The following is a 20,483-nucleotide window of genomic DNA, read 5'->3' as shown; positions in this document are numbered from 1 at the left end:
TCTCAGATCCAGAGTTTCTTCACCGGCTTGCCGCCGATGGTGAGATTGACGATCGCGCGCGACACCATGATCGCGGTGAACATCGAGGTCAGGATCCCCAGCGACAGCGTCACGGCAAAGCCCTTGACCGGACCGGTGCCGATCGAGAACAGGATCACGGCCACCAGCAGGGTGGTGATGTTGCCGTCGAAGATCGAGGTGAAGGCGCGCTCGTAGCCGGCGTGGATCGCCTGCTGGATCGGCATCTTCGCCCGCAGTTCCTCGCGGATGCGCTCGTAGATCAGCACGTTGGCGTCCACCGCCATGCCCAGCGTCAGCACGATACCGGCGATGCCCGGCAGGGTCAGGGTCGCGCCGAGCAGCGACAGGGCGGCGACCAGCAGCACCAGGTTGATGCCCAGCGCGAGGTTGGCGACCAGCCCGAAGGCGCGGTAGCGGATCAGCATGAAGGCCACGACCAGCAGCATGCCGATCTCCACCGAGTGGATGCCGCGCTCGATGTTCTTGGCCCCCAGGCTCGGCCCGATGGTGCGTTCGGCGACGAAGTAGATCGGCGCGGCCAGCGAGCCGGAACGCAGCAGCAGGGCGAGCTCCTTGGCCTCGGTGGGCGAGTCCAGTCCGGTGATGCGGAAGCGGTTGCCCAGCGCGCTCTGGATGGTGGCCAGGCTGATGATGCCGCGCTCGGTGTAGTTGTCGCGCTTCTCGACCGCCTTGCCGTTCTCCATCACCGTGCGGGTGCGGGTCTTGTTGTCGATGTAGACCACCGCCATCGAGCGGCCGATGTTGGAACGGGTGGCCCGGTTCATCAGCGTGCCGCCGGTGCCGTCGAGGTTGATGTTGACCTGCGGGCGGCCGTTCTGGTCGAACCCGACGCTGGCGCTGGAGACGTTCTCGCCGGTGATGATCACGTCACGCATCAGCCGCGCGGTGCGCTGCTGATCGTTGCGGAACGGCAGCGTCTCGGTCTGCGAGTCGGGGGTGTCGGGACGCGCGGCGAGGCGGAACTCCAGGTTGGCGGTGGCGCCCACCACGCGCTTGGCGGCGGCGGTATCCTGCACGCCGGGGAGTTCGACGACGATGCGGTTGGGGCCCTGGCGCTGCACCAGCGGCTCGGCCACGCCCAGCTCGTTGACACGGTTGCGCAGCGTGGTGAGGTTCTGCTCCACCGCGTAGTCCTGAATCTCCTGGACCTTCTTCGGCGTCAGGGTCATCGCCAGGGTGGCGCCGCGTTCGGCGGCCTGGTCGGCGTACTGGAAGTCGGGGAACTGGCGACTGATGACGTCGCGGGCCTTGGCGCGATCCTCGGCACTGGCGAACGTGAAGGACAGCGTCCGGCCATCGATCTGGGTATCGCGGTAGCGGATGCGCGCGTCGCGCAGGGCCTCGCGGATCGCGCTGGCGTTGACCTGCAGGCGCTGTTCGATGGCGGCGTCCATGTCGACCTCGAGGGCGAAGTGCACGCCGCCGCGCAGGTCGAGACCCAGGTTCATCGGCGAGGCGCCGAGGCTCTCGAGCCAGGCGGGGGTCGATTCGGCCAGGTTGAGCGCCACCGTGTAGTCGTCGTTGACCTGGCCGGCGACGATCTGGCGGGCCTTGAGCTGGTCATCGCCGCTGGCGAGGCGAATCAGGGCGCCGTTGGGCTGGGTGTCGATGCGCTCGATGGGGATGTCGGCCTTGCCGAGGGCGTTGCGGATGCGCTCGAGCTGGCCGTCGTCCAGGGTGGCATCGCCACGGGCACTGCTGATCTGAACGGCGGGGTCTTCGGGGTAAAGGTTGGGTAGTGCATAGATCAACCCGACGACGATCACGAACAGTATCAGCAGATACTTCCACAGGGGGTAACGGTTGAGCATGGAAGCCCTGTCCTTGTTGCTGACGCGAAAAGAGCGCTGCCGGCGTGATGACCGGCAGCGGGAGGCGGGTTAGAGGGACTTCAGGGTGCCCTTGGGCAGCACCGCCGCGACGGCGTTCTTCTGCACGTTGACCTCGGTGCCTTCGGCGATCTCCATGGTGAGGAACTCTTCATGCACCTTGGTGACCCGGCCGACCAGGCCCCCGCCGATGACGATCTCGTCGCCGTTGGCCAGGTTGCTGATCAGCTTCTTGTGTTCCTTGGCGCGCTTGGACTGGGGGCGCCACAGCAGGAAGTAGAAGATCAGCACGAAGCCGACCAGCAGAGCGATCTGGGCGATGCCGCCGCCCGCAGCCGCACCGCCGCCGCCCTGGGCGTGCGCCTGTGAGATGAAGAAATCCAGCATGGGTCAGTGTCTCCCGGAAGGTTGCGAAAAGGCTCTTGCCAAAGCGGGGCCGGGACGCGCGGGCCCCGGCCGGAAAAAGGGTTCCGCGGCGCGCGTCAGTGCGGTGCGTCGGGAACCGGCAGGCCCCGGCGCGCGTAGAACGCGGCCACGAAGTCAGCCAATGTACCCGCTTCGATAGCACCGCGCAAACCGGCCATTACACGCTGGTAATAGCGCAGATTGTGGATGGTGTTGAGCATCGAGCCGAGCATTTCGCCGCAGCGATCCAGGTGGTGCAGGTAGCTGCGCGAGAAGTGCCGGCAGGTGTAGCAGTCGCAGCCTTCCTCGAGCGGTCGGGTATCGTGGCGGTGTTTGGCGTTGCGGATCTTGACCGTGCCCTCGGCGGTGAACAGGTGGCCGTTGCGGGCGTTGCGGGTGGGCATCACGCAGTCGAACATGTCGACGCCGCGGCGCACGCCCTCCACCAGGTCCTCCGGCTTGCCCACGCCCATCAGGTAGCGCGGCTTGTCCGCCGGCATCCAGGGCGGCAGGTAGTCGAGCACGCGGAGCATCTCCTCCTTGGGCTCGCCCACCGACAGCCCGCCGATGGCCAGGCCGTCGAAGCCGATGTCGACCAGGCCCTTGAGCGAGCGCTCGCGCAGTTCCGGGTACATGCCGCCCTGGACGATGCCGAACAGCGCCGAGGGCGAGCTGCCGTGGGCCGCCCGCGAGCGTTCGGCCCAGCGCAGCGAGCGCTCCATCGACAGCCGGGCCTCCGTCTCGGTGGCCGGGTAGGGCGTGCACTCGTCGAAGATCATCACGATGTCCGAGCCCAGCGAGCGCTGCACGGCCATCGACTCCTCGGGCCCCATGAACACCCGGGCGCCGTCCACCGGTGAGCGGAAGTGCACGCCCTCCTCGGTGATCTTGCGCATCGCCCCCAGCGAGAACACCTGGAAGCCGCCGGAGTCGGTGAGGATCGGCTTGTCCCACTGGGCGAAGTCGTGCAGGTCGCCGTGGGCCTCGATCACCTCCATGCCCGGGCGCAGCCACAGATGGAAGGTGTTGCCGAGGATGATCTCGGCGCCGATCGCCTTGACCGACTCGGGCGTCATGCCCTTGACGGTGCCATAGGTGCCCACCGGCATGAAGGCGGGAGTTTCCACCGTGCCGCGGGGGAAGGTCAGCCGGCCGCGGCGGGCGCGCCCGTCGCTGGCCAGGTGCTCGAAGCTCATGAAGCAGTCGTTACGCATGGGGCTCTCGAAAATGCTGGGTGCCGCGAAGGCGGTCATCGCTCGGGACGGCGTGTCAGGGCGCCTTGCGGGTCAGGAACATGGCATCGCCATAACTGAAGAAACGATAGCGCTCGGCCACCGCCTCCCGGTAGGCGCGCAGGGTCAGCTCGTGGCCGGCGAAGGCGCTGACCAGCATCACCAGCGTCGATTCCGGCAGGTGGAAGTTGGTGACCAGGGCGTCGACGCAGCGCCAGCGATAGCCGGGATAGATGAAGATGTCGGTCTCGCCGCGATAGGGGGCGAGGGTGCCGTCCTCGCGGCCTTCCGCGGCGGTCTCCAGGCAGCGCACGCTGGTGGTGCCCACGGCGATCACCCGATTGCCGCGTGCGCGGGCGGCGTTGACCTGTGCGCAGACCCGCTCGTCGACCTCGAGCCATTCGCTGTGCATGTGGTGCTCGCGGATGTCATCGACCCGTACCGGCTGGAAGGTGCCGGCGCCGACGTGCAGGGTGACGAAGGCGGTCTCGATGCCGCGCTCGTGCATGGCGGCCAGCAGCGGCTCGTCGAAGTGCAGCCCGGCGGTGGGCGCGGCGACGGCGCCGTGGCGCCGCGCGTAGACGGTCTGGTAGCGCTCCCGGTCGGACAGCTCGTCCTCGCGGGTGATGTAGGGCGGCAACGGCATGTGGCCGTGGCGCTCGAGCAGCTCGATCAGCGGGGTATCGCCGAGGAAGCGCAGCTCGAACAGTGCATCGCGGCGCCCCTCGACCACGGCGTGGATGCCGCCCTCGAAGATCAGCTCGGTGCCCGGCTTCGGCGACTTGCTGGCACGCAGATGGGCCAGGCCGCGCTGGGCGTCCAGCGGGCGCTCGAGCAGCATCTCCACGCGCCCGCCGCTGGTCTTGTGGCCATGGAGTCGCGCGGGGATGACCCGGGTGTCGTTGAACACCACCACGTCGCCCGGCGCCAGCAGGGTCAGCAGGTCCGGAAAGCGACGGTGCGCGAGGGTCTGCGACTCGGCGTCGACGCACAGCAGCCGGCAGTCGCTGCGCTGCTCGCTGGGATAACGGGCGATCAGGTCCTCGGGGAGGTCGAAATGAAAGTCGGAACGCTGCATGAAAGCTCGCCACGAAGGCCGGTAATCGGGAGTCACGGGGCGTCGCCGAAGCGGCGGCGCATGAATGAAACGGCGCAACATGATAGTCGAGACGCGCCGCGAAGTCAGTCCCGTCATTGACGCGGCGGGGAGGACCCGTATAATTCTGCCCCGCTGCCGGTGTGGCGGAATTGGTAGACGCAGCGGATTCAAAATCCGCCGCTAGCGATAGCGTGTCGGTTCGAGTCCGACCACCGGCACCATGAAATCAAGCACTTAGCGGTTCCTTCCTTGGCTTGGTTTCTCTGTATTTCCCCTCAGTGTCCACAAAATGTCCACGGCTCTTGCCAGTCGGTGGTGCGTATTCCGGCCTGGGTTGCGGCGGTTGCGGTGCCTGCCACTCTCTTCCTTGCTCGGCGAGAAAGCGGCAGGAATAGCATTCCTGGTGTTTCCGTTTTTCCTGTTCTTGTCTTCGAGGCTTTCGTGAGATTTGATTGTTACTTATTGAATCTCAAGGCCCTTTTCATTGGGCTTTTACCATAATTAACATCGATAAACTTCGCCAATTCGGCGCATTGACAATGCCGTTCACTCCGTAGAATCGAGCCTGCTGCATCCCAGCATCCCTGTAATTTGACCGGCGCCTTCGGGCGCCGGTTTTTTTATGTCCGCAAACGGCACCGGAAGAGCCATGCCCGGCTCTGCTCGCCCCCTGATCGGCTGACGCCGGTACGCGCCAGGCAGTATGATCGAGGCTCCTGTGAGCCGAGGAGAGAATCATGCCGTTGACACTCTGGCTGTCCCTGGCGGCGGTCTGTGCCATGGGGGCCATGTCGCCGGGGCCCAGCCTGGCCATGGTACTGCGTCATACCCTGGGCGGCGGACGCACGCCGGGCGTCGTCGCGGGGCTCAGCCATGCCCTGGGCGTGGGCCTGTATGCCCTGCTGACCGTCTGGGGACTGGGGGCGGTGGTCAGTCAGGAGCCGGTGCTGTTTCGCCTCATCACCTGGGGCGGCGCCGCCTACCTGGCATGGCTGGGCATCAAGGCGCTGCAGGCCGGGCGGGGCGGCGCACTCGAGGCGCAGGCGGCGGTCACCGATCCGCTGCAGGCGGCCCGCGACGGGGTGCTGGTCGCGCTCGGCAACCCCAAGCTGATCCTGTTCTTCGTGGCCCTGCTGAGCCAGTTCGTCAGCCCCGACATGAGCATCGCCGGCAAGGCGCTGATCGTGGCCACGGCCGCCTTGATCGATGGTCTCTGGTACGTGCTGGTGGCGGTTGCGCTGTCGCACTCGGCGGTGCTGCCCTGGCTGCAGGCGCGTGCCCACTGGATCAACCGCCTGACCGGCGTGCTGCTGCTGGCGCTGGCGCTGCGCGTGCTGATCGGCTGAGGCTCACGACTCGATGCGGGCCAGTAGAGTGTCGAGCGGGGCATCGAGCGGCAGCACGCCATAGGCCGGGCTGACCGCCTCGCCGAGCCGGCTGCGGCAGAAGGTCTCGGCGACCTCGTTGGGCGCATGCCGCAGCAGCAGCGACGCCTGAATGCACTGGGCGAGGCGCTGGGTCAGCCAGCGGGCCTCGGCCTCGAGCGCCTCGGCGGGCCGGCCCAGGGTCGCCACCAGGGCGGCCACGGCCCGGTCATAGTCGGCCGACAGGCCGCGTGCGGCGGCGAGCTCGTCGCGCAGGACCTCGATGCAGGCCGGGTGACGCTGCAGCACCCGGAGCACGTCCAGGCAGATCACGTTGCCCGAGCCCTCCCAGATCGAGTTGACCGGAGCCTCCCGGTAGAGCCGCGCCAGCGGCGATTCCTCGACGTAACCGATGCCGCCCAGGCACTCCATGGCTTCGGCCATGAAGCCCGGGGCCCGCTTGTTGTGCCAGTACTTGCCCAGCGTCGGCAGCAGGCGGGCGAGCAGCCTTTCGCGCTCGTCGTCGGGGCTGTCGAAGGCGCGGGCGGCGCGCAGCACCAGCGCCAGGCCGGCCTCGGTTTCCAGCGCCAGGTCGGCCACCACCCGGCGCATCAGCGGCTGTTCGGCGAGGGGCTTGCCGAAGGCCTGACGCTGGCGCACATGGTCCCAGGCCTCGACGAGCGCCTGGCGCATCATGCCCACGGGCGCGGTGGCGGCGTCCAGCCGGGTCTGCTGGACCATCTCGAGAATGGTGGCGATGCCGCGACCCGGCTCGCCGATCGGTTCGGCCCAGGCGTCGCGGTACTCGATCTCCGCCGAGGCATTGGCGCGATTGCCGCACTTGTCCTTGAGGCGCTGGAGCTCGATGGCATTGCGTTCGCCGTCGGGGGTGAAGCGCGGGACCAGGAAGCAGCCCAGCCCCGCCTCGGTGAGGGCCAGGGTCAGGAAGGCGTCGGACATCGGCGCGCTGCAGAACCACTTGTGGCCGGTCAGGCGGTAGCCGTCGCCGACGACTCGGGCGCGGGTCGAGTTGGCGCGCACATCGCTGCCGCCCTGCTTCTCGGTCATCGCCATGCCCAGGGTCGCGGCGGGCTTTTCCCGGGCGGGCACGGCGCGCTCGTCATAGTCCCAGGCCAGCAGCCGGGCCTGCCATTCGTCGTGCACGCGAGGCGCCTGGCGCAGCGCCGGCGTGGCGGCGTGGGTCATGGTCACCGGGCAGCAGAACCCGGGCTCGGCCTGGGTCAGCAGGTAGAGCGCGGCGACGTGCGCCTGATGACCGCCGCGGCCCTCCTCTTCCCAGGCCACGGCGTGCCAGCCGTTGTCGAAGGCCAGGTGCATGAGCTGGTGATAGGCGGGATGGTAGCGGACCTCGTCGAGACGCCGGCCGTAGCGGTCGAACGGCCGAAGCTCCGGCGGGTGGCGGTTGGCCTCCTCGCCGAGCGCCTGGACCGCGCGGCTGCCCACGGCCGCGCCCAGCGGACGCAGGCGGCGGGCGACCCAGTCTGGCGCCTCGCGGGCCAGGGTATCCTGAAGCGGACGGTCGAGAGCGAACAGATCGCGGTCGCCGGGGGGCGGAGGCTGGTTGTCCACCCGGTGGGTGGCGAGCTGGCGGCGCGGGGCGCGATCGGTCATGGCGGGACTCCACGGGCGCACGGAAAACGGCCGATGGACTGAGCATGGGCCGGGGCGGGCAGCGGGTCAATCGACGTTCCTCCTGGGGCCACGGCCGTGCTGCCATTCGATGCCTGTTCCTTGATGGCGCAGCGATGACAGGGGCAGGGCGATCGTGGCATCGTCTAGCGTTCAGCGACAGCAAAGACGTGGACCATGCAGATCTACAGCCAGGATTGTCGTACCCAGAGTGGCGAGCCCTTCAATCTCCGGGCGCTGCGCGGGCAGGTGCTGCTGGTGGTCAATGTCGCCAGCCGCTGCGGCTTCACCCCGCAGCTCGGCGAGCTCGAGCGTCTCTACCGGCGCTATCGCGACCAGGGCTTCACGGTGCTGGCCTTCCCCTGCAACCAGTTCGCGCGCCAGTCGCCGGAAACGGCACGGGCCTTCGGTGCCTTCTGCGAGCGCGAGTACGGCGTCACCTTTCCGGTGATGGAGAAGGTTCGGGTCAACGGCCCCGGGGCGCACCCGCTGTTCGTGATGCTGCGTCGCCAGGCGCCCGGGGTGCTGGGCAGCACGCCGATCAAGTGGAACTTCACCAAGTTCCTGGTCGGTCGCGATGGCCAGGTGATCCGCCGCTTCTCGCCCCGCGACCGGATGGCGCGCATCGTGCCGGAGCTGGAGCGGGCCCTGGAGACGCCGTTCTCGGCCTGAACCGTCCTATCCGTCAGTCCGGCGGCGTCTGGCCGCTGGCCACCAGCAGGCGTTCGATCAGGGTGTTCCAGCGCGGGCGGGCGAGCATGGTCATCATCCCCGAGAACAGCGCCCAGAAGCCCTTGCGCCAGCCGAACAGGCGGCGGTTGTGGGCGACCAGCCGGCGCAGCAGCTGATGATCGTCCAGGGTGTCGTCGCCGGCCACGGACATCTGCTGGCGGGTCAGCACCGGAGCCAGTTCCAGGCGAAAGATCCACTCCAGCTGCTCGAGCGTCAGGTCGTGACGCTCGATCACCGCGACCATGCGTGCGTATTCGGTCTCGCGGGGCTCGTGCTCGCGCCACAGCGGTGCCAGGGCCAGCCACAGCTCGCCGCGCTCGTCGACCAGGGTCTGGGCGTCCTTCACGCCATCCTCCTCGCGATGCGAAACGGAGCGTCATTGTCACACAGTGGCGGACGGCGGGGCAGGGCGGACAGGTCTCCGGCAAATCGCTAGAATACCCGCATCAGTCGCTTCCCGGTCCGGGGAGTGCCCCGCAAGCTCCAGCAACGCCGAGGTCTGACGTGATCATCAAACCCAAGGTTCGCGGTTTCATCTGCACCACCACCCATCCCACCGGCTGCGCGATGAACGTGCTCGAGCAGATCCAGGCGACCCGCCGGGCGATCGGCGCGCGCGGCACCGGCGACGCCTGGCCGAAGAAGGTGCTGGTCATCGGCGCGTCCAGCGGTTACGGCCTGGCGGCGCGCATCACCGCGGCCTTCGGCTACGGCGCCAGTACCCTGGGCGTGTTCTTCGAGAAGCCCGGCACCGAGAGGAAGCCCGGCACCGCCGGCTGGTACAACGCCGCCGCCTTCGACCGCTACGCCAAGGAAGAGGGGCTCTACAGCCGCGCGATCAACGGCGACGCCTTCGCCCACGAGACCCGCGAGAAGGCCATCGAGATGATCAAGGAGGACCTCGGCGAGGTCGACCTGGTGATCTACTCGCTGGCCTCGCCGGTGCGCAAGCTGCCCGACAGCGGCGAGGTGAAGCGCTCCGCGCTCAAGCCGATCGGCGAGACCTACCGCGCCACCGCCATCGACACCAACAAGGACGCCATCATCGAGGCGGAGGTCGAACCGGCCACCCAGCAGGAAATCGACGACACCATCGCGGTGATGGGCGGCGAGGACTGGGAACTGTGGATCGACGCGCTCGACAGGGCCGGCGTGCTGGCCGACGGTGCGCGCAGCGTGGCCTTCAGCTACATCGGCACCGAGATCACCTGGCCGATCTACTGGCACGGGGCCCTGGGCAAGGCCAAGGAGGATCTCGACCGTGCCGCCGGCGAGATCGACAAGCGCCTTGGCGAGACGGGAGGTGGCGCCAACGTCGCGGTGCTCAAGTCGGTGGTCACCCAGGCCAGCGCGGCGATCCCGGTGATGCCGCTGTACATCGCCATGGTCTACCGGGTGATGAAGGAGCAGGGCCTGCACGAGGGCACCATCGATCAGCTCAACCGGCTGTTCCGCGACCGGCTCTACGCCGACGAGGCGCCCGCCACCGACGAGGCCGGCCGGCTGCGTCTCGACGACTGGGAGCTGCGCGACGATGTCCAGCAGGCCTGCAAGGACCTGTGGCCGACGGTGACCACCGACAACCTGTTCGAGATCACCGACTACGCCGGCTACAAGCACGAGTTCCTCAAGCTGTTCGGCTTCGAGCGCGATGACGTGGACTATGACGCCGACGTCGACCCGGTGGTCGACTTCGATGTCGTGCAGCCCTGAGCGCCTGCCGGTGAGGCATGCCGGCAGCCGGGACGGCGAGGGCGGCGATGCTGCACGATAGCCCGGTCGCCTCGACACCCCGGCAGGTCGGCTTCGTGCTGCTGCCGGGGTTCTCGCTGCTCGCCCAGGCCTGCGCGCTGGAGCCGCTGCACGTGGCCAACCGGCTGGCCGGCGAACGTCTCTACACGCCGCTGATCTTCAGCCTGGACGGCCGTGCGGTGAAAAGCGCCGCGGAGCTGGCGCTGTCGCCGAACAGCGTGGCCGGCAGCGATGCCGGGGCGCTGGACCTGCTGCTGGTCTGTGCGCCCTCCCAGGGCGTCGGCGCGCACCCGGCGCTCGAGGCCTGGCTGACGCGCCTGGCCGGGCGCGGCGTGGCGCTGGGCGGTGTCGCCGGGGGCACCGAGGTACTGGCCCGGGCCGGGGTGCTCGACGGTTACCGTGCCACGCTGCCCTGGCAGAATCTGGAAGCCTTCGCCCGGGCGCATCCGGCGGTGCGGGTCGGCCATCAGCTGTTCGAGATCGATCGCGACCGTCTGAGCTGCGGCGGCGGTACCGCGGCGATGGACATGATGATGACCCTGATCGGCCAGCATCACGGCCAGCGGCTCGCCGAGCGCATCTCCGAGCACTTCGTCTGCGAGCGCATCCGCATGGGCGACGAGCCCCAGCATGTGCCGCTGCGCACCCGGCTCGGCCACGCCCCGCAGAGCCTGGTCGACGCCGTGGCGCTGATGGAGTCCAACATCGAGGAGCCGCTGACCACCCATGAGCTGGCCGAGCATCTGGGCATCTCGCGGCGCCAGCTCGAGCGGCTGTTCAAGAAGTACCTGCAGGCGGTGCCCAGCCGCTACTACCTGGACCTGCGCCTGCAGCGCGCGCGCAAGCTGCTGCGCGAGACCGACCAGGCGGTGGGCGACATCGCCCTGCAGACCGGCTTCTCCTCCGGCGCCCACTTCTCCACCGCCTACCGCAACCACTTCGGCATGACGCCCCGCGAGGAGCGGCTGACCTGACGGCGCCGCCTCGTCATCAAGACAATCGCAGTTGGGGCTCTGGCAAGGGGCGTTGTCCACGGACCAGCCCCTGGCTTGACTTGCGATAGCCTTGGCCCCGTCATGCCTTGTGCGCCAGCAGGGCGCGGAACAGCGAGCCCATCATCACCGGCTCGTCGCGCTCGACGACGAACCCGGCGCCCTCCAGCAGCGGCCCCGCCTGACGGGTGATGTCGGTGGCGATGACACGGGTGACGAGGTTGAGCGCGCGCCGTCCCGGGCCGGCGGGATGGCTGTCCGGCTGGAACTTGTCCATCACGCACAGCTGGCCGTCGTCGGCGAGCACCCGGTGCGCCTCCGCCAGCCCGCGCTCCGGGTGCGGCATCACCGCCAGGATCAGGTGCATCACCACCACGTCGAAGTAGCCGTCCGGGTAGCTCAGCGCCGCGGCGTCCATCACCCCGGCCTGGCCGTCGAAGCCCAGGGTCTCGGCCCGGGCACGAAAGCGCCGCACCATCGCCGGGGTGAGGTCGCAGCCGTGCAGCTCGATGTCGCGGGGCAGCCAGGGCAGGTCGAGCCCGGTGCCGCAACCGACGATCAGCACCCGCTGGCCGCCGGCCCAGTCCACCGCCTCGAGCGCACGGCGCCGGGCCCGGCGAAAGGCCCGGTCGGCGACGACGTCGTAGACCGGGGCATAGCAGGCATAGCGCCAGCGGTTCCAGGTGGTGGAATCGATCATGGGCGGGGTCTCCCGGGAAGCCAGGCTGGGTAGTCCATCATGCGCCGGGAGCGTCGGTCAGGAAAGACCGCCCGATGACGGAGGTCATCGGGCGGCGTCGGGCACGGGTGTCAGGCCATGGTATCGACGATGCCGCCCTCGACGCGCAGGGCCGCCCCGGTGGTGGCGCTGGCCTGTTCGGAGGCCGCATAGACGCACAGGTTGGCGACCTCCTCGGGGGTGGCCAGGCGCTGGATGATCGAGGAGGGACGGTTCTCGCGGATGAAGCGTTCCTCCATTTCTTCCTGCGACACGCCCTGTTCCTCGGCGGCCTGGCGGATCATCTCGAGCACGCCCTCGGAGCGGGTCGGCCCGGGCAGGATGGCGTTGACGGTGACCCGGGTGCCGCTGAGCACCTTGGCCAGCCCGCGCGAGATCGACTGCACGGCGGACTTGGTCATGCCGTAGTGGACCATCTCGCTGGGGATGTTGAGCCCCGACTCGCTGGAGATGAACTGGATGCGCCCCCAGTCGCGGGCCTTCATGCCCTGCGCGTAGTGGCGCGACAGGCGCACCGCGCTCATCACGTTGACGTCGAAGAACTGTTGCCAGGTGGCGTCGTCGACCTCGAAGAAGTCCTGCGGACCGAAGATGCCCACGTTGTTGACCAGGATATCAGTCTCCGGCCGAGCGTCGATCAACGCACGGCAGCCCTCGGCGGTGCCCAGGTCGGCGGCCACGCCCGATACGGCCGCCCCCGGCACGGCCTGCCTGATGGTCTCGATCGCCGCGTCGACGCGGGCCTGGGTGCGCCCGGTGACGGTGACCTCGGCGCCGGACTCGGCGAGCCCCCGGGCGATGGCGAAGCCGATGCCGGCGGTGGAGCCGGTGACGATGGCGCTCTTCCCGGAAAGGTCGATCTGCATGCGAAACACTCCTTGTCGTGTGCGGATAACTTGTCGTGTGCGGATAAGACGGCGACGCTGCGCCGATCCCAATGTGTAGTCTGCTAAAAGAGGTGGCGGTGCCCGGGCGCGACTTCAAGGCCTGTTCGACGATTACCCTCTCGCCGCTTTTCATAATTCGCCGTCCCATCGCTGTAAGCCCCGGGGGCTTGCGCTCCTTATACTCGAGGGATCGACTCGATCACTGCATCGCATTTCCCCAGACCCACCGGATGGAGACCGACATGGACTACACCCCGACCCGCGACGACTTCGATCGCTACATGGTGCCCAACTACGCCCCACAGAAAGTGATTCCCGTGCGCGGCGAGGGCAGTCGCCTGTGGGATCAGCAGGGCCGCGAGTACATCGACTTCGCCGGTGGCATCGCGGTGAACTCGCTGGGGCACTGCCATCCGGTACTGGTCAACGCGCTCAAGGAACAGGCCGACAGGCTCTGGCATCTGTCCAACGTCTATACCAACGAGCCGGCGCTCAAGCTGGCGCGGGCGCTGACCGAGCGCACCTTCGCCGACAAGGTCTACCTGTGCTCTTCCGGCGGCGAGGCCAACGAGGCCGCGCTCAAGCTGGCCCGGCGCTGGGCCCACGACACCCACGGCGAGCGCAAGCACAAGATCGTCTCGTTCCGCCAGTCGTTCCACGGCCGCACCTTCTTCACCGTCAGCGTCGGCGGTCAGCCCAAGTATTCGCAGGGCTTCGGGCCGGTACCGGGCGGCATCGTCCACGGCGAGTTCAACGACCTCGACAGCGTGCGCGAGCTGATCGACGCCGACACCTGCGCGGTGATCGTCGAGCCGATGCAGGGCGAGGGCGGCATCGTGCCGGCCACCCAGGCGTTTCTCGAAGGCCTGCGTGCGCTGTGCGACGAGCACCAGGCACTGCTGATCTTCGACGAGGTGCAGTCGGGCATGGGCCGCCCGGGCACGCTGTTCGCCTACATGCGCTACGGTGTCACCCCGGACATCCTGACCAGCGCCAAGTCGCTGGGTGGCGGCTTCCCGGTAGGGGCGATGCTCACCACCGAACAGGTCGCCAGGGTCTTCACGCTGGGCACCCACGGCTCCACCTACGGCGGCAACGCCCTGGCCTCCGCCGTGGCGCTGGCCGCGCTCGAGCACATCGACACCCCCGAGGTACTCGAGGGCGTGCAGCGTCGCCACGAGCGCTTCCGCGAGCATCTCGAGGCGCTCAACGCCAAGTACGGCGTGTTCGGCGAGGTGCGCGGCATGGGGCTGCTGATCGGCGCGGCGATGGCGCCCGAGTACGAGGGGCGGGCCAAGGACGTCCTGCCGCTGGCCATCGAGGAAGGGCTGATGGCGCTGATCGCCGGTCCCAACGTGCTGCGCATGGCGCCGTCGCTGGTGATTCCCGAGGCCGACATCGACGAGGGCATGGCGCGTCTCGACCGCGCCCTGGCCCGCTTCGTCGCGTCCGCATGAACGGTCACGCGCCAACCACGGGAGGAAACGCCATGCTGGTCGTGCGCCCTGCCAAGCCCGCCGACCTGCCGGGCCTCGAGCGCCTGGCGGGGACGGCCACCCCGCGGCTGACCAATCTGCCGGCGCATCGCGATCGCCTCGAGGAACGCATCACCCGCTCGCAGCGCTCGCTGGCCCGCGAGATCGACTTTCCCGGCGACGAGAGCTACACCTTCGTGCTCGAGGACCTCGAGCGCGGCGAGATCGCCGGGACCGCCACCATCCGTGCCCATGCCGGCGCCCACGAGGCGTACTACACCTATCGCCAGGAAACGCTGATCCACGCCTCGCAGCAGCTCAACGTGCGCCGCGAGGTGCAGACGCTGTCGCTGTCCCACGAGGTCTCGGACGCCAGCCTGCTGTGCGCGCTGTCGCTGGACCCGCGCTACAAGGGCACCAGCGCCGAGAGCCTGCTGCGCCGCTCGCGGCTGATGTTCATCGCCCAGTACCCGGAGCGCTTCGCCGAACTCCTGGCGATCGCCTTTCCCGGCTATCTGGATGCCGACGGCGAGTCGCCGTTCTGGAACAGTGTCGGCCGCCACTTCTTCGCCCGCGGCTATCAGGAGATGAATCACCTGGCCGGGGTGCGCTCGAAGAGCTTCATCGCCGAGGTGATGCCGCAGTTCCCGCTTTACCTGCCGCTGCTCACCCCGGCGGCGCGGGCGGCGATCGGCCGCGAGCACCCGGCCCACGAGACGGCGCTGGCGGAAATGCTCGCCGAGGGCTTCGCCCGCTCGCGGCACGTCGACATCTTCGACGCCGGCCCGGTGATCAAGGCCGAGCGCGAGCGGCTGGCGACCTTCCGCCACAGCACCTGGCATCCGGTGCGCATCCGCCCGGCCACGGCGCTGCCGGATGCCGAGCCGGCGCTGATCGCCAACCAGAAGCTCGAGGGCTTCCGCTGCGTGGTGGCGCGCTATGCGCTGTCGCCCACCGGCCAGCTGATGCTCTCGCCCGAGCATGCCGCTGAGCTCGGCGTGGAGGAGGGCCGTGCGGTGCTCGCCGCCCCGCTGGGCCTGCCGGACGCCGATGACGCCTTCGACGAGGGGGAACTGTAATGCGCATTCGACCCATCGCCCGCGGCGATCTCGACGGCCTGCAGCGGCTCGCCCGCGAGACCGGCGTCGGCTTCACCTCGCTGCCGGACAACCGCGACTTCCTGGCCGGCAAGATCGAGTCCGCCGCCCGGGCCTTCGAGGAACGCGTGCCGGCCGAGGAGCGGCTGTACTTCTTCGTGCTCGAGGACGACGAGCGCGGCGAGCTGGCCGGCTGCTGCGCCATCGAGGCGCAGGTGGGCCGCGAGGTGCCGTTCTACCACTACCGGGTGGGCACGCTGGCGCACTCGTCGGTGCAGCTCGACCTGCACCGCACCATCGACACGCTGTTTCTGAGCTCGGACCACACCGGCGACGCCGAGGTGGCCTCGCTCTACCTGCGTCCGGAGTATCGTCGCCACCGCAACGGCGCGCTGCTCTCCAAGGCGCGCTGGCTGTTCATGGCGCAGTTCCGCAGCGGCTTTCCCGACAAGGTGCTCGCCGAGATGCGCGGCAAGTTCGATGCCAACGGCATCAGCCCCTTCTGGCAGTGTCTGGGCAGCCACTTCTTCCCCATGGACTTCAATGAAGCGGACAGACTGACTGGATTAGGCCAAAAGAGCTTTATCGGCGAGCTGATGCCCAAGTTCCCGATCTACACGCCCTTCCTCACCGAGGAGGCGCGGGCCTGCATCGGTGCCGTCCACGACGACACCCGACCCGCGCTGGAGATGCTCAAGAAGGAGGGCCTGCGCTGGGAGGGCTACATCGACATCTTCGACGGCGGCCCCACCGTGGAGGCCTACATCGATGACGTGCGCGCGGTTCGCCATTCGCGGCTGTGCCCGGTGGAAGTCGCCGGCAGCGAGCCGGAAGCCACCGAGCGCCCCGCCTGGCTGGTGGCGACCACCGAGATGGCCGACTTCCGGGCCGCCTGGGTGGGTCGCGGGCCCGGCGCGGACGGCACCCTGACCCTCAGCGACACGGAAGCCCGCCGCCTGGGTGTCACCACCGGCGACAGCCTGCGGGTTCTGGAAACCTAAGCTCGAAACCTGGGAGTCCCTCATGCAAGCCCGACAACAACTCTTCATCGGCGGCGCCTGGGTCGACGGCGCCGCCGACACGCTGACCAAGCATGATCCGATCACCGGCGACGCCCTGTGGCAGGGCGTCAGCGCCAGTGCCGCCCAGGTGGGCGAGGCGGTGGCCGCCGCCCGCACGGCGTTTCCCGGCTGGGCGCGCCAGACCTTCGAGGCGCGGCTGGCGGTGGTCGAGCGCTTCCGCGACCAGCTCGAGGCTCATCGCGAGCCCCTGGCCGAAAGCATCGCCCGGGAAACCGGCAAGCCGCTGTGGGAAGCGCGGACCGAGGTAGGCGCGATGATCGCCAAGGTGGCGATCTCGGTGACCGCCCATCACGAGCGCACCGGCGAGCGCAGCCGCGATGCGGGCGGCACCACGGCGGTGCTGCGTCATCGCCCCCACGGCGTGCTGGCGGTGTTCGGCCCCTACAACTTCCCCGGCCACCTGCCCAACGGGCACATGGTCCCGGCGCTGCTGGCCGGCAACAGCGTGGTCTTCAAGCCCAGCGAGATCACTCCGCGCACCGCCGACCTGACCCTGCAGTGCTGGCAGGCTGCCGGGCTGCCCGACGGCGTGATCAACCTGGTGCAGGGCGGCGCGCCGGTGGGTCAGGCGCTGGCCGGGGCCGACGACATCGACGGGCTGCTGTTCACCGGCAGCGCGCGTACCGGCAAGCTGCTGCACAAGCAGTTCGCCGGCCAGGTCGACAAGATCCTCGCCCTGGAATTGGGCGGCAACAACCCGCTGGTGGTCAAGGACGTGCCGGACGAGGCCGCCGCGGTGCTGACCATTCTGCAGTCGGCGTTCCTCTCCGGCGGCCAGCGCTGCACCTGCGCGCGGCGGCTGATGGTGCCCGAGGGCGCCGTCGGCGACCGCCTGATCGAGGCGCTGGTCGCGGCCATCGGTGATCTTCGCGTCGCCGCACCGTTCAGCGAACCGGCGCCGTTCTACGGCGGGCTGGCCACGGTGGCCGCCGCCGACGGGCTGCTCGCGGCCCAGGACGATCTCGAGACGCGCGGCGCCACCGTGCTGGCGCGGATGCGTCGCCTGGTCGAGGGCACCAGCCTGCTCAGCCCCGGGCTGATCGACGTCACCGGCTGCGACGTGCCCGACGAGGAGCACTTCGGCCCGCTGCTCAAGGTGCACCGCTACCGCGACTGGGACGAGGCCATCACCCTGGCCAACGATACCCGCTACGGGCTTTCCGCCGGGCTGATCGGCGGCGAGACGGCCGACTGGGACGACTTCCTGCTGCGCATCCGCGCGGGCATCGTCAACTGGAACCGCCAGACCACCGGCGCCTCCAGCGACGCGCCCTTCGGCGGCATCGGCGACAGCGGCAACCATCGGCCGAGCGCCTACTACGCCGCCGACTACTGCGCCTATCCGGTCGCCTCGATGGAAAGCGAGTCGCTGGCGCTGCCCGAGAACCTGCCGCCGGGGGTGACATTATGAGCGATGCCATGAGCGACTCCACACCGCGGGCCGACGCCCGCGAGGTCAACTTCGACGGCCTGGTCGGGCCCACCCACAACTACGCCGGGCTGGCCCACGGCAACGTGGCATCGATGCGCCATGGCGGCCTGGCTTCCAGCCCGAAGGAAGCGGCGTTGCAGGGCCTGGCCAAGATGAAGGCCCTGCACGAGGCGGGCTACGCCCAGGGGGTACTGCCCCCTCAGCAGCGCCCCGACCTCGGCGCGCTGCGCGATCTGGGCTTCTCCGGCAGCAACGCTCAGGTGCTCGAGCGCGCCGCCCGCGAGGCGCCGCAGATCCTGCGCGCGGTGTGTTCGGCGTCGTCGATGTGGACGGCCAACGCCGCCACGGTGACGCCGAGCCGTGACGCGCCGGACGGCCGGGTGCACGTCACCCCGGCCAACCTGCAGTCGAGCTTCCACCGCTTCCTCGAGCCGCGGACCACCGGCCGTGTGCTGGCGGCGATCTTCCGCGACGAGGCGCGCTTCGCCCATCACCCGGCGCTGCCGGCGACCCCGGCGTTCTCCGACGAGGGCGCGGCCAACCATACCCGGCTGTGCAGCGATCACGGCGAGCCGGGCGTGCATCTCTACGTCTACGGGCGTCGGGCGTTTCCCGGCGAGGGGCCGGCGAGCCGCGAGCCCCAGCGCTTCCCGGCCCGCCAGACCCTGGAAGCCAGTCAGGCGGTGGCCCGCCAGCACGGCCTCGACGCCACGCAGGTGGTGTTCGCTCAGCAGCATCCCGACGCCATCGATGCCGGCGTCTTCCACAACGACGTGATCGCGGTGGGCAACGGCCCGGTGCTGCTCTATCACGAGATGGCGTTTCTCGACGAGCAAGGCACGCTCGACGAGCTGCGCCGCAAGATGGCCTCGCCGCTGATCCCGGTGCGCGTGCCCGGCGAGGCGGTGAGCCTCGACGACGCGGTGAGCTCGTACCTGTTCAATTCGCAGCTGCTCTCCGACCCCGACGGCAGCGGGACGATGACCCTGGTGGTGCCCGGCGAGTGTCAGGAGAACGAGGCGGTGTGGCGGACCATCCAGGACCTGCTGCTGGCTGGCCACAACCCGATCGGCGAGGTGGTGGTCAAGGACGTCAAGCAGAGCATGCGCAACGGCGGCGGCCCGGCCTGTCTGCGGCTGCGGGTGGTGCTCGACGCCGCCGAGCGCGCCGGGCTGTCCGGGCGGGTGCTGCTCGACGACGCGCTCTACGGCGATCTCGTCGCCTGGGTCGAGCGTCACTATCGCGACACCCTGACCCCGGCCGATCTCGCCGACCCGCAGCTCGCCGAGGAGACGCTCACCGCGCTCGACGAGCTGACGCGGCTGCTCGAGATCGGCAGCGTCTATCCGTTCCAGCTGTAGCGGCTGGCACCGAGGCCGCGGTGTCGCGACTGAAGTCGCTCCCACGGTGAAGCCGCTGTGCTCGAGGCCGGGTCCTGTGGGAGGGATTCATCCCCGATGGCGGTGGCTCGGTGGGGGATGCACCGCGACTGAAGTCGCTCCCACTCCAGCCCGCCGGGGGCTGGAGGACTGTTCATGGGTGCGGCCTCACGCCTGGAAGGGGTTGCTGGCCTCCTCCAGGCGGCGCAGGGCGTCCTTGTCCAGGGTCAGCCGGGTGGCGGCGATCATGGCCTCCAGCTGGCGCTGCGAGGTGGCGCTGGCGATCGGCGCGGTGACCGCGGGGCGGGTCATCAGCCAGGCCAGCGAGACGCTCGCCGGGGTGGTGTCGAGCCGCCGGGCGACGTCGTCGAGAGCGTCGAGGATGCGCATCCCGCGCTCGTCGAAGTACTTGTCGAGAAAGGCCTCGCGGGGCGTGCCGCGGGCGTCCTCGCGGTCGTGATACTTGCCGGTGAGAAACCCGCTGGCCAGCGCGAAGTAGGGAATCACGCCGACGTTGCGCTCCTCGCACAGCGGGGCCAGCCGGGCCTCGTAGTCGCTGCGGTCATAGAGGTTGTAGAAGGGCTGCAGGGTCTCGTAGCGCGGCAGGTCGTTGCGCTCGGCGACCGTGAGGGCCTCGTCGAGGCGATGTGCCCGGTAGTTCGAGGCGCCGATGGCGCGGACCTTGCCCTGTTCGATGAGCCGCTGATAGGCCTCGAGGGTCTCCTCGAGCGGGGTGTCGGCGTCGTCGTCGTGGGACTGGTAGAGATCGATGACGTCGGTCTGCAGGCGCTTCAGCGAGGCCTCGACGGCGCGCATGATGTAGGCTTTCGACAGGCCCTGCTCGCCGTCGCCCATGGGCTTGCCGACCTTGGTCGCCAGCAGCACCCTGTCGCGGTTGCCGCGGGCCTTGAAGTAGCGGCCCAGCACGGTCTCGGATTCGCCGCCGGCGTGGCCGTCCACCCAGCGCGAATAGACATCGGCGGTGTCGATGGCGTTGAAGCCGGCGTCCAGCCAGGCGTCGATCATCGCGAACGACTCGCGCTCGTCGAGCGTCCAGCCGAAGACGTTGCCGCCGAAGATCAGCGGGGCGGTTTTCAGGCCGCTGTTGCCGAGCGGGCGTAATTCCATCGTTGCTTCCTCGTGTATCGGGCCGTCACGACGTCTCGTGAGCAGGCTAAGTGATCGTCTCGCCGTCAGCATAGTCGACCCGGGCCCGAGGTGACAGCGACCGGGGCGAGGGCGCGGGACAGGGGATGGCGCTTGCCGGTAAGCTGGCGGAAAATCCTGGCGGGAGG

Annotated in this window: 18 protein-coding genes and 1 tRNA gene; 10 read left to right on the top strand and 9 right to left on the bottom strand. The window is 69.1% G+C overall.

Features of this window, described 5'->3' with window-relative positions:
* Positions 1 to 2: 2 nt before the first annotated feature.
* The 4 genes from secD to queA form a co-directional block, all read right to left on the bottom strand.
* Positions 3 to 1,853, bottom strand: a complete 1,851-nt coding sequence (secD, locus tag G7A98_RS01740; protein WP_163647752.1) for a protein translocase subunit SecD — start codon at positions 1,851 to 1,853, stop codon at positions 3 to 5.
* A 69-nt stretch (positions 1,854 to 1,922) separates the two neighbouring features.
* Positions 1,923 to 2,258, bottom strand: a complete 336-nt coding sequence (gene yajC, locus G7A98_RS01735) for a preprotein translocase subunit YajC (protein ID WP_163647751.1) — start codon at positions 2,256 to 2,258, stop codon at positions 1,923 to 1,925.
* 95 nt (positions 2,259 to 2,353) lie between these two features.
* Positions 2,354 to 3,472: a tRNA guanosine(34) transglycosylase Tgt gene (gene tgt, locus G7A98_RS01730; RefSeq protein ID WP_205596190.1), complete on the bottom strand. Its 1,119-nt coding sequence runs from the start codon at positions 3,470 to 3,472 to the stop codon at positions 2,354 to 2,356.
* A gap of 73 nt (positions 3,473 to 3,545) precedes the next feature.
* Complete coding sequence (queA, locus tag G7A98_RS01725; RefSeq protein ID WP_163647749.1) at positions 3,546 to 4,586, bottom strand: tRNA preQ1(34) S-adenosylmethionine ribosyltransferase-isomerase QueA; 1,041 nt, start codon at positions 4,584 to 4,586, stop codon at positions 3,546 to 3,548.
* Positions 4,587 to 4,741: 155 nt separating this feature from the next.
* Here queA and G7A98_RS01720 point away from each other — a divergent pair.
* Positions 4,742 to 4,828 (top strand) — tRNA-Leu (locus G7A98_RS01720).
* Positions 4,829 to 5,344: 516 nt separating this feature from the next.
* Positions 5,345 to 5,953, top strand: coding sequence for a LysE family transporter (locus G7A98_RS01715; RefSeq protein ID WP_163647748.1), 609 nt, complete (start codon positions 5,345 to 5,347; stop codon positions 5,951 to 5,953).
* 3 nt (positions 5,954 to 5,956) lie between these two features.
* Here G7A98_RS01715 and G7A98_RS01710 read toward each other — a convergent pair whose 3' ends face one another.
* Positions 5,957 to 7,603 carry an acyl-CoA dehydrogenase family protein gene (locus G7A98_RS01710; protein ID WP_163647747.1) on the bottom strand — a complete coding sequence of 549 codons (1,647 nt, stop codon included), beginning with the start codon at positions 7,601 to 7,603 and terminating at the stop codon, positions 5,957 to 5,959.
* A gap of 195 nt (positions 7,604 to 7,798) precedes the next feature.
* Between G7A98_RS01710 and G7A98_RS01705 the strand changes: the two genes are divergently transcribed.
* Positions 7,799 to 8,293, top strand: a complete 495-nt coding sequence (locus tag G7A98_RS01705; RefSeq protein ID WP_163647746.1) for a glutathione peroxidase — start codon at positions 7,799 to 7,801, stop codon at positions 8,291 to 8,293.
* 13 nt (positions 8,294 to 8,306) lie between these two features.
* Here the strand turns inward: G7A98_RS01705 and G7A98_RS01700 are convergent, their stop codons facing one another.
* Positions 8,307 to 8,699: a hypothetical protein gene (locus G7A98_RS01700; RefSeq protein ID WP_163647745.1), complete on the bottom strand. Its 393-nt coding sequence runs from the start codon at positions 8,697 to 8,699 to the stop codon at positions 8,307 to 8,309.
* A gap of 158 nt (positions 8,700 to 8,857) precedes the next feature.
* Between G7A98_RS01700 and fabV the strand changes: the two genes are divergently transcribed.
* Positions 8,858 to 10,066: an enoyl-ACP reductase FabV gene (fabV, locus tag G7A98_RS01695; RefSeq protein WP_163647744.1), complete on the top strand. Its 1,209-nt coding sequence runs from the start codon at positions 8,858 to 8,860 to the stop codon at positions 10,064 to 10,066.
* 47 nt (positions 10,067 to 10,113) lie between these two features.
* Positions 10,114 to 11,079 (top strand): GlxA family transcriptional regulator, encoded by a 966-nt coding sequence (locus tag G7A98_RS01690; protein ID WP_205596189.1) that lies wholly within the window; start codon positions 10,114 to 10,116, stop codon positions 11,077 to 11,079.
* A 100-nt stretch (positions 11,080 to 11,179) separates the two neighbouring features.
* On the opposite strand, the gene G7A98_RS01685 is transcribed toward G7A98_RS01690, so the two are convergent.
* On the bottom strand, positions 11,180 to 11,797 hold the full coding sequence (locus tag G7A98_RS01685; RefSeq protein WP_163647743.1) for a class I SAM-dependent methyltransferase: 618 nt from the start codon (positions 11,795 to 11,797) through the stop codon (positions 11,180 to 11,182).
* Positions 11,798 to 11,907: 110 nt separating this feature from the next.
* The gene (locus tag G7A98_RS01680) at positions 11,908 to 12,702 is read right to left on the bottom strand and encodes an SDR family oxidoreductase (RefSeq protein WP_163647742.1); all 795 of its coding nucleotides are present in this window, start codon (positions 12,700 to 12,702) and stop codon (positions 11,908 to 11,910) included.
* Positions 12,703 to 12,965: 263 nt separating this feature from the next.
* Between G7A98_RS01680 and G7A98_RS01675 the strand changes: the two genes are divergently transcribed.
* From G7A98_RS01675 to astB, 5 genes are read left to right on the top strand one after another with little or no spacing between them, the layout of a single operon-like run.
* Positions 12,966 to 14,180 carry an aspartate aminotransferase family protein gene (locus G7A98_RS01675; protein WP_163647741.1) on the top strand — a complete coding sequence of 405 codons (1,215 nt, stop codon included), beginning with the start codon at positions 12,966 to 12,968 and terminating at the stop codon, positions 14,178 to 14,180.
* A gap of 32 nt (positions 14,181 to 14,212) precedes the next feature.
* Positions 14,213 to 15,277: an arginine N-succinyltransferase gene (locus G7A98_RS01670; RefSeq protein WP_163647740.1), complete on the top strand. Its 1,065-nt coding sequence runs from the start codon at positions 14,213 to 14,215 to the stop codon at positions 15,275 to 15,277.
* Complete coding sequence (gene astA, locus G7A98_RS01665) at positions 15,277 to 16,296, top strand: arginine N-succinyltransferase (protein ID WP_163647739.1); 1,020 nt, start codon at positions 15,277 to 15,279, stop codon at positions 16,294 to 16,296. Before G7A98_RS01670 ends, astA begins: the two co-directional genes overlap by 1 nt.
* Before the next feature lie 22 nt (positions 16,297 to 16,318).
* Positions 16,319 to 17,788: a succinylglutamate-semialdehyde dehydrogenase gene (astD, locus tag G7A98_RS01660; protein ID WP_163647738.1), complete on the top strand. Its 1,470-nt coding sequence runs from the start codon at positions 16,319 to 16,321 to the stop codon at positions 17,786 to 17,788.
* Positions 17,789 to 17,796: 8 nt separating this feature from the next.
* A complete protein-coding gene (gene astB, locus G7A98_RS01655) occupies positions 17,797 to 19,170 on the top strand; it encodes an N-succinylarginine dihydrolase (protein WP_163647737.1) in 1,374 nt (457 codons plus the stop codon).
* Between the two features lie 186 nt (positions 19,171 to 19,356).
* On the opposite strand, the gene G7A98_RS01650 is transcribed toward astB, so the two are convergent.
* Positions 19,357 to 20,316 (bottom strand): aldo/keto reductase, encoded by a 960-nt coding sequence (locus tag G7A98_RS01650; protein ID WP_163647736.1) that lies wholly within the window; start codon positions 20,314 to 20,316, stop codon positions 19,357 to 19,359.
* Positions 20,317 to 20,483 lie beyond the last annotated feature (167 nt).

The sequence above is a fragment of the Modicisalibacter sp. 'Wilcox' genome (assembly GCF_010993675.1).
GTDB lineage: Bacteria > Pseudomonadota > Gammaproteobacteria > Pseudomonadales > Halomonadaceae > Modicisalibacter > Modicisalibacter tunisiensis.
Note: the sequence above shows the minus strand (reverse complement) of the source record. Positions and strands in the feature narration are given on the sequence as shown.